Origin of the sequence: Okeania sp. SIO2B9, from assembly GCF_010672505.1 — a bacterium.
In the GTDB taxonomy this organism is placed as follows: domain Bacteria; phylum Cyanobacteriota; class Cyanobacteriia; order Cyanobacteriales; family Microcoleaceae; genus Okeania; species Okeania hirsuta.
In genome coordinates this window covers 1-8,751 of sequence record NZ_JAAHGK010000146.1, presented here as the reverse complement: position 1 = coordinate 8,751, position 8,751 = coordinate 1, and the positions used below count along the sequence as shown (strand labels likewise).

General features: G+C 38.7%; 8 protein-coding genes and 1 pseudogene. 6 read left to right on the top strand and 3 right to left on the bottom strand.

Translation table 11 applies throughout. The features are described from left to right. The 5 genes and pseudogenes from F6K13_RS07655 to F6K13_RS07635 all read left to right on the top strand — a co-directional run. Positions 1-275, top strand: a 275-nt coding sequence (locus F6K13_RS07655) for a transposase family protein (RefSeq protein ID WP_287287149.1), incomplete at its 5' end; no start/stop codon positions are given. A gap of 126 nt (positions 276-401) precedes the next feature. Continuing rightward, a complete protein-coding gene (locus tag F6K13_RS07650; RefSeq protein WP_240038831.1) occupies positions 402-620 on the top strand; it encodes a transposase family protein in 219 nt (72 codons plus the stop codon). Positions 621-1,013: 393 nt separating this feature from the next. Then, a pseudogene (locus F6K13_RS07645) lies at positions 1,014-1,319 on the top strand (HNH endonuclease); the annotation flags it as partial. Between the two features lie 409 nt (positions 1,320-1,728). Continuing rightward, on the top strand, positions 1,729-1,896 hold the full coding sequence (locus tag F6K13_RS07640; RefSeq protein ID WP_161564388.1) for a hypothetical protein: 168 nt from the start codon (positions 1,729-1,731) through the stop codon (positions 1,894-1,896). A gap of 27 nt (positions 1,897-1,923) precedes the next feature. Then, positions 1,924-2,325: a type II toxin-antitoxin system death-on-curing family toxin gene (locus tag F6K13_RS07635; protein ID WP_124143874.1), complete on the top strand. Its 402-nt coding sequence runs from the start codon at positions 1,924-1,926 to the stop codon at positions 2,323-2,325. Between the two features lie 125 nt (positions 2,326-2,450). On the opposite strand, the gene F6K13_RS07630 is transcribed toward F6K13_RS07635, so the two are convergent. The 3 genes from F6K13_RS07630 to F6K13_RS07620 all read right to left on the bottom strand — a co-directional run bounded on the left by F6K13_RS07630 (position 2,451) and on the right by F6K13_RS07620 (position 7,119). After that, the gene (locus F6K13_RS07630) at positions 2,451-4,055 is read right to left on the bottom strand and encodes a nickel-dependent hydrogenase large subunit (protein WP_124143875.1); all 1,605 of its coding nucleotides are present in this window, start codon (positions 4,053-4,055) and stop codon (positions 2,451-2,453) included. 329 nt (positions 4,056-4,384) lie between these two features. After that, positions 4,385-5,347 (bottom strand): hydrogenase small subunit, encoded by a 963-nt coding sequence (locus tag F6K13_RS07625; RefSeq protein ID WP_124143876.1) that lies wholly within the window; start codon positions 5,345-5,347, stop codon positions 4,385-4,387. Positions 5,348-6,942: 1,595 nt separating this feature from the next. Beyond that, positions 6,943-7,119, bottom strand: coding sequence for a hypothetical protein (locus F6K13_RS07620; protein WP_161564389.1), 177 nt, complete (start codon positions 7,117-7,119; stop codon positions 6,943-6,945). A 200-nt stretch (positions 7,120-7,319) separates the two neighbouring features. Here F6K13_RS07620 and F6K13_RS07615 point away from each other — a divergent pair. After that, on the top strand, positions 7,320-8,751 hold a 1,432-nt coding region (locus tag F6K13_RS07615), incomplete at its 3' end, for a DUF3854 domain-containing protein (RefSeq protein WP_287287148.1).

Sequence of the window (8,751 nt, the reverse complement as noted above, 5' to 3'; positions counted from 1 at the left end):
TTAAATGTTATCCAACCTTTGATGTAGCCAGCATCTTGTTTGATATTGATCGCAGCCAGGCACATCATTGGGTTCATCGTTTACAACCTATTTTAGAAGCCACCCTGGGAGAAAAAAAAGTACTACCCGAGCGTCAAATTAATTGTGTCCAAGTATTTATAGAGCGTTTCCCTGGAGTAGAACGAGTAATTATGGATGGCACAGAACGGCCAGTGCAACGACCCACTGACTCAGAAAAACAAAAACTGAATTATTCGGGAAAAAAAAACGTCTAACTCGCAAACATCTAGCAGCAGTAGACCAAAATCAGCAAGTGTTAGTATTAACTCAGGCACGAGAAGGAAAGTTACATTCAGGAAAAATTCCATGACTCACAAAAGCTAATAGGAAATATACCGGTCGTGATACCAATTGAAGTGGATAGTGGTTTTCAAGGTATTCAACACCAGTATGAAAATATCCGTATCCCCCATAAAAAGCCAAAGGGAGGACAATTAAGTGAGCAACAAAAATCGGAAAATCGGAAATTGAGCAAATCAAGGGTGATATGTGAAAACGCCTTTGCGGGTGTCAAACGTTATGGAGCTGTCAGCCAAATTTACTGTAATCACGCTTATTGATTTTGATGACAAATTGATAGACTTGTCGCTTTATAACTTAAAAAATACCTAAAAACCTTGTTCTGTAAGGATTGTAGCTATTGGAAGGCAATAATGCTTGGAATTATTGCTCTGTCTAGGTTAGAGTGATTTTTTCCCTTTATTTAGCGACAACTCTAATGTTAACAGCAACTGGATGGCTGGAACTTATACCTGATAGCAGCATAAATAATTAAATTACTAACAAAATATATCTGTTTTCATTTTCGTTTTTCCCCACCTCAGTTATAGCGCTGTGCGCAGGCAACAGGCAACAGGAGGAATAAAAGACCGATAGTATAAGACTTTTAGCTATTGGACAGTTCTTGTAATTTGTAAATATGCCAGCGCACATTGCTATATTTCCCAACAACTCTACTAAACCAACACTCAGATGTTCCTATCGTAAGGCACATCAAGGTTAAAGGTAATAAATCACCCTTTGACGGTGACTGGACTTATTGGGGTAGCAGAATTGGCAAACATCCAGGCGTAAGGAAGGAAGTAACAACGCTACTTAAGCGACAAAAAGGTAAATGCGCATCTTGTGGATTACACTTTAGACCAACGGATTTAATCGAAGTTGACCACATCGTTCCCTGGTCTGAAGGCGGTGATAACACCTATAAAAACAAACAACTGTTGCACCGACATTGCCACGACGTTAAAACTGCCGAGGATTTAAAAGCAGTGAACCATAGGACTCATTAAATCCAAAGTGGAATTTTAAGGGTGTACCCATGACAAGGGACGTTTAAGAGAGGAGCCGTGATGAGGTGAAAGTCTCACGTCCGGTTCTGAAGACAAGCAGACCCTATAAAGGGCAACTGGAAATGGGTTTGCTTAGTTTAACTATACTTGGAATTTGCTGTAAAATATTAGTCGCTACTGTTAAAAGACTCAAAGAATCAACTTCTGACTTCTGACTTCTGACTTCTGACTTCTACTAGCGGATGCTATTTTGATAAAGCTGTTCAGCAATCTTTCCAACTTCTTCATAACTTAATAAGATTGTTTCCATCAATATTATGCTCCCAAAAAAGGATTGTCTGTCTATAATAGCAAAAGAAAGTATTTATAGGATAGTGCCATGAACCAAATAACTATACAACTATCAAAAGAACAATACAAATGTATCCAACAAATTGCCAACCAGCAGAAAACCTCACCGGAGAAAATTCTAGAATCAAAAATTGCTGAATGGTTACAGGAATCTCAAACTGACTTTAATCTAGCAGCTAACTTATGTATTAACTAAAAATTCTGAACTCTATAAGCGGTTAGTATGACTCGCGATCTGAGCCTATCAGAAATTATGGAACTGCATCAGCAAATCATTACCCAAACAGGAGGAGCTAATAGTTTACGCGATCGCCCTGCTTTAGAATCAGCAGTAGCACAACCAGCAGCGACATTTTCTGGACAAGACTTATATCCAACTGTCATTGATAAAGCTGCTGCCCTCGGTTTTTTGATGATCATGAACCATCCTTTTATTGATGGTAACAAACGAACAGGACACGCAGCAATGGAAGTTTTTTTCATCCTGAATGGACTAGAAATTAATGCTTCTGTGGACGAACAAGAACAAGTTATTTTAGCAGTAGCTTCTGGAGAATTAAATCGAGAAGCATTCACCCGATGGCTACAAGCTCATATTAAAACCATCTCTCAAACTGAACTATAACTAAAGCCAACTAATAACCTTTATTCTTTAGCTAAAAAATGTTTAGAGTCACAATAGGGACGCTGCATCCAACGTCCTTTTTTTACCTGTTCGCTGACTGCTGATAGCTGAAAGCTGACAGCTAATTATGATGTCCTAAACCTTGCTAACTCTTCCCCAGTCTTAGCATCATGAGCGTGAACGGTACACACCAAACAAGAATCAAAAGACCGAGCAACATGACCGACTTCCACAGGGTCATTCACATCAGCAATAGGAATACCCACTAATGCCTCCTCAATAGGTCCGCGCACCCCTTGACCGTCACGGGGTCCGACATTCCAAGTAGTCGGTGCAATAACCTGATAATTCTTAATCTTACCGCCTTCTATTTCCACCCAATGACAGAGGGAACCACGACTAGCGTTAGTGGCACCCCAACCACGACCATCCTTTTCTTCAGGCTTAATATACCAAGGATCGCGCAACTTAAACTCCCGCAAACAACGTTCGGTTTCACGGTACAATTTAGTTAGTTCGTGCATTCTGGCAAACACGCGCAAATGTACGCTCGGTACCCCCATTTTCTTGAACATATCTAAAACTAAACCGTCTTTGTACTGCCAACTTTCCCCATGGTCGCCACCTGATATCAATTCCCGCGCTAAAGCACCAACTTCCATCCGACCTAAGTCTTGGTGAGATACAGCAGTTGACCAAGAATAAGCACCGTCAAAGTCAATATCATTATTAGGAATAGGTACGGTAGTGCGGTCAAAAGGATGTACATCTCCATCACCCTCGTTATACCAAGCGTGGGCAGTATTCTCCCGGGTAAAAGTATGCTCCATCAATTGATGAATATCTGTAGTGCTATCGTAGACACCACTTTTCATAATCATAGCAGCGTTCCGACCTTCAATAGTTGGGCGTTGATATTTGTCTTCGTGAGGCAAGTATCCCCAACTCATATATTTACCGACACCGGCACCAATTTTATCTAAACCAATATTCAGACCCATACGCCAATAGAAACCCAGGTCAGAACTAGCATGAGCGGGATTTTCATCCAACCATTCCATGAAATCGTCATAAGTTTGAATCTGTTCAAACCTGTCAATGGAACAACCTAACCATATTGGTTCTAACCAGTTAGTGCGGTAATATTCCAACATTGCCCAGGCGCGGGTAACATCGGTGAGAGTGGGAGCGCACATGACACCACCGGGAACCATGAAACTAGAGTGAGGCCATTGACCGCCGAATAGAGCGTATATTTCTACAGGTTTTGCTGCAACAGTAATACCTGGTTCGTAGGATGTACCTGTGAATGCTGCGAAACGTTTGCAAGCTTCCTCGTAGAATGGGCTATTTTGATATTTTTTGTTTGTTAGGTCGATCGCGTATAACCCATAAAAGTAACGTGGATGACTTTGGAGAGTTTCTACAAGTTGACCGAGGTTACGAGCAAGGATAGCGTTACGAGGTACTTCTGTTTGCCAAGCTGTATCTAACGCCCAGGAAGCACAGGTGAGGTGAGAAGCACCGCAAATTCCACAAATTCTGGGGGTGACAATGAGACCAGCTTTAGGGTCTTTGCCTTTGAGGATGACTTCAAAACCTCGAAACATTTGTGCTTGAGTCCAAGCGTTGGTTACATATCCGTCTTGAATGTCAACTCTTACATCTAGGTCGCCTTCAACGCGCCCCACGGGGGAAATGTCTAATGTTTGTACTTTAGTTTGAACCATTTTTTTAGTTATCAGTTATCAGTAGCTATAGCTTGTGTAGGTTGGGTTAAGCGACAGCGCAATCCAACAAACAATATTAAATCTCATGTCCAAAGCTCGTAGAATTGCTCTAGCTCTATCTATCTTCGGGCTAAAGCTCTACTACAAACAAAAGCTTTTTTTAGGACTTAGGCAGAAACCTGGTTGCTGGAGGAATTAGTGAATAAACCCGGTTTGTTGTTTAGGTGCGTAAGTCTTGTTATGTTGGGTTTCGTTCCTCAACCCAACCTACAAAGCTTTTTTGAGTCCTGTTATGTTGGGTTTCGTTGCCTCAAACCAACCTACAAATTTTAAACTGTAAAGAAATCTTCTTCTGCCCAAGCGGGAGTTGAATCTTTAGCAACGATACTTAGCAGAGCATAGTCTTTACGGTTGACTCCCGTCGGTAATTCTTTGGGAACTCCCATGACTGTTTGAGTATTGAATACTGTTCCCGGTGCGAGGTCATGGAATGGAAATTCTGGTTCCGTACAACCTAAACATGGCATTCCTGCACGAGTCTTAGACGAAACTCGGTTCCACAAAATACGGTTACAGGAAGAGTGAGTCATCGGTCCGCGACAACCCAAGTCATAGAATAGACATCCTTGACGCTGCCCGAAATCTGAAGTTGAAGCTTTATAAGCAAAGTGAACGTTGCGAGTACAACCTGTTTGAGTAAAGCTTTTGAAAAATGTTTCGGGGCGGTGAAATTCGTCTAAGGTAATGTCATCAAGTCTGCCAGTAGCAACCGCTACTAATATTTGGGAAATCCAATCTGGGTGCGCGGGGCAACCGGGAATATTGATAACAGGATATCCAGCTTTACTTTTGAAGTCTTCTCCTAAAAATCCGCCTTTTTTCCGTTTGAGAAATTGCAAACCTTCAGATTCACTGGGGTTTGGTGACATTGCAGGAATACCGCCATAAGTAGCGCAGTCTCCCACTGCCACGACGAAACCTGCAACTTCGGATAATTCTTTAACCCAATCTTTCATCGGGCGATCGGCAAAACGGTTCCATTCTCCCGTACCATTGGGAGCGTTAATTATTGTTCCTTCGTATACTAAAATATCTAAATGTATTTTTCCCGAAATACAATCTTTTAATAATTGTTGGACGTTTGTACCAAGTTCAAATCCTAAAGAAGGATGCCAAAGTACATTAATGCCAAAGTCTGTGATTAGGTCACAAATATTTGGTTCTTCAGCATTGAGAAATGATATGGTATTGCCAGAACAGGCTCCACCTTGAAGCCACAGTAGATTGATCATTCTCCCCGATTCTCCTCTCTTTTGTCTGAGGTTGAAATGGGATTTACGATTAGCACTTGTCGCACCCTAATTCAACCTTTATGGAATTATAAAGGGGATATAATGACAATTTTCCATTTCTTTACGAAATTCTTTATTATTGATTAATTGTTAGTTTAACTAATTTTTATTTGGTTGCTTTTGATACTTTATTTTCAAAGTTTTATTGCTATGGAAGAAGGCAGAAATAAGAAGAAAGAAGGAAAAATCTTGCGTTGTCTGAGTTTTAAATTTTTGATATGCCAAATACAATCATGGCGACTACTATAAGAAAATCGGCATTGCTGAATTAAGGTATGAAAGTAAGTTTATCGGTAATAGGGAATAGGGAACAGGGAACAGGGAACAGTTAATATTAACAAGTAGTTCAAACAATCCCAAATTATCAAATCATACCTAGAATCAGCAACGCCAGAAAATCTTGAGAAAAACTAAAATTAAGTTGTCCTAGATTTTCTGAAATTTTCTACATATCAGGAGTATTTAGCATCCCAGACTTTAACTCCGTTCTTAGAAATATATCTTCTTTCAATATTCGACCCCTCAATTCGATTACTAAATGCTAAACTTCTTGAAAGTTATACCAAATTCAAAAAAGGTAGTTACATCTTAATTTGTGATTTATTGCTACAATTAAAAATTGTATATATCCATAAAATGTCAAAATAAAGCATTTTTTCCTCTTTTTTATCTAGTTTTTCTTTCCCTTTTGCCTGTTGCCTGTGTCGAGACTGTAGTAATTTTCTATGAAATTGGTATGATCTAACGCTTAGAAATATCTTTGTGTTACATTGTCATAAGCATCACACATTATTTTGTAATGCTCAAGTATACTCATGCCCAATATATCTACCCATTAGTCCCGGAAAATATCAGGAAATGCTTAGTTGAAATAAATAGACATCTCCAAAAATCCAAAATAAAATCAATTATCACACATAAATTATCAATTCTTTCCCCTCCTGGGAGGGGGAGGGGCGAGGGGTGGGTTCCCTACTGCCTACAGCAAAGCTGCCTCTTTTCTGGAGATGTCTAATAGGCGATCGCTATGAATTGACAGTGCTGAGAAAAAATCGGGGAGTTATATCAAATCCGCTAGGGTTCGGTATAAAAAAATGTTTCATCTTCGCTAACGTCGCAAATATTTCTAAATTCTCTTTCCTCCTGACTCCTGAGGACTGATATCAAATCCGGTTGAACACTTATTAGAATTGTTGGGGGGAGTAGGGGAGTAGGGGAGATTGAATGCTTGAAGTATAGTTATAAACATATACTATATAACCTATATAACCGGATTCTATATGACTCCTAATTAACTATCTAATTAGGGTTTGCTGATTAAATATCGCGCTTATTGACTGATATTGGTTTGAGCAATTTTAGATCTGGAAAAAGTGCGAGGTTTTAAGTGGTAATGGTTCAAAAATTCAGGATTTTGGTCAAGAGTTGGGCAGAACCATCTTGGGAAAATTCTTACTCCTACCTCCTTCAAATTCCCCTAACTCCTGTCTCCTGTCTCCTGTCTCCTGTCTCCTACCTTCACCCATAAGACTTTTTCAGCAAGCCCTAATTATACCAATGCTACCGGATTTGATATTATTCTCTTCGGTAGTTTCAAACACAGGATAAAGATGTTGCAGTTTGACTCTAGTATCGTCAGTAGAGAAATGCCAAATGACCTTACTAGCAGTTTGATTACGCTCTTGACTCCATACTTCTAACTTTTTGTGCAACTGCTCAATAGATTGCTACTGCCAAAAATTTTTACCTCCAGAGAGTTTTAAATTGCTGTATCAATTATTAAGATTTATAGCTATTCAAAAATTATTTGTTGAGGCCATTAGTCCCGGAGTCTTAAGAAAATTTTATATGTATATAGTGTGTTTTTCCAATATAATAAAAATCCTTAACTGTATATAGAGTGCATTATTAAATGACCCCAAAGACCGAAACACAAATTAATTATTTCCGAGAATGGACTAATAGCTGTGTCGATGACCAATTAATACACCTTAATGTTATCCCTTTAGAAGGACAACGGCCTTATGAATTTTTGTTTTATTCTGATGCTATTCCTAGACGAAATGATGGCCGAGTAACTAGCCAAATATTAAAGCGATACCGACACATTGAAGAAGGTGGATGGTGGTGTTCGGGAATTGATTTACTTACAGGAGAAGAGGACCTTTGGGGTTGTTTTAAACCTAGTCAACCACGTCACAGTTATGACCAAAAAAAGTTAATTAAATACGAACATCCTCCGAAAACTCCCACCAGTTTATTTGCCCTAAAAATACCCCTACATTTGTGGCATCAAATTGCTAGTCGTTATCAAATAGAAATTCTGCCAGAAGATATTAATAATAATCAACCAGACTTTGGTTTTTGGCAGTGGTTTATCGCCCATCCTCAAATACCTTTATGTATTACTGAAGGAGCAAAAAAAACAGGTGCTTTATTAACAGGTGGTTATGTAGCGATCGCCTTACCAGGAATTTTTGGTGGATATCGAGTTATTAGAGATGAATATGGCAACCGTATTGGTAGATCAAATTTAATTCCTCAGTTAGAAAAGCTGGTAAATAATCATCGAGAAATTTATATTGCGTTTGACCAAGATACTAAACCTAAAACTATTAAAAATGTTAATGCTGCTATTAGACAAACTGGATATTTACTCACAAGAAAAGGATGTAATGTTAAAGTTATTTCCTGGAATCCAGAATTAGGAAAAGGAGTTGACGATTTAATAGCAAATCATGGGCAAAGTGTGTTTGATGAAGCTTATCAAAACGCATTACCTTTAGAACTTTGGAAGGCTAAATCATTTAGCCAACTCACATATCCTGTAAATATTAGAGTTAATAGTCGTTATCTTTCCGAACAACATATTTTAGGTTCTATCAGCAGTAATAATTTACAAAAGTTAGATAATCTTGACCTAGCCTATAGCACTGATTTTCCGGCAAAATTAGTAGGAATTAAATCTGCTAAGGGCACTGGAAAAACTAAGTTATTAGAGAAAATTGTCAGTGAAGCTGTAGCTCGCAGTCAAAAGGTTTTAGTTATTGGTCATAGAGTACAGTTAGTACAAGAGTTATGTCAACGTTTTGGACTAAAATATATTACAGAAGTAGATAAAAAATCCGATAATAAATTATTAGGTATTGGTTTATGTATTGATTCCCTACATCCTAATTCTCAGGCTAGTTTTAATCCGGAAAATTGGTCGAATGGAGTGGTAATTATTGATGAAATAGAACAGGTAATTTGGCATGGTTTAAATTCTAATACTTGTCGGCAAAACCGAGTAGAAATTCTCAGGTCTTTCAAAACATTAATGCAAAATGTTTTAGGAGGTGTCA

Bases quoted from the DNA above. Each gene is read 5' to 3' on its own strand.
- F6K13_RS07640 (WP_161564388.1), top strand. From the start codon at position 1,729: ATGAACCAAATAACTATACAACTATCAAAAGAACAATACAAATGTATC.
- F6K13_RS07635 (WP_124143874.1), top strand. From the start codon at position 1,924: ATGACTCGCGATCTGAGCCTATCAGAAATTATGGAACTGCATCAGCAA.
- F6K13_RS07630 (WP_124143875.1), bottom strand. From the start codon at position 4,055: ATGGTTCAAACTAAAGTACAAACATTAGACATTTCCCCCGTGGGGCGC.
- F6K13_RS07625 (WP_124143876.1), bottom strand. From the start codon at position 5,347: ATGATCAATCTACTGTGGCTTCAAGGTGGAGCCTGTTCTGGCAATACC.